The following is a 262-nucleotide window of genomic DNA, read 5'->3' as shown; positions in this document are numbered from 1 at the left end:
TCGCGGGCGGGGACGAGCCCGTCGAAATAGGCGGCGGAGCGGCCGAAATCGAGGTTGTAGTCGATGGCGTCCGCCTCGTCGGCGTTGATGTGCCACTCGGTGACGCCGGTGACCTGACGGTTCAGGCCGGCATTGGCCAACGCGTGGTCGAGGGCGCCGTAGGCCCCGTCGAAGACGTAGGAATAGAGGTTGGCGAGGCGGTCCTCGGCGAGGTTGGTGAAGCCGCCGGCCTTGAGGACGTCGAGGGCGTCCTCCTTGATGT

The 262-nt window shown here is 67.2% G+C and carries 1 pseudogene; it reads right to left on the bottom strand.

The features are described from left to right. Window positions 1-262: pseudogene (locus tag CVH10_RS21660) on the bottom strand (hypothetical protein); the annotation flags it as partial.

Source organism: Halomonas sp. ND22Bw, assembly GCF_003011945.1.
Classification (GTDB): Bacteria; Pseudomonadota; Gammaproteobacteria; order Pseudomonadales; family Halomonadaceae; genus Halomonas; species Halomonas halophila.
The sequence above is the reverse complement of the archived record's forward strand: the minus strand, read 5'-3'. Positions and strand labels throughout refer to the sequence as shown.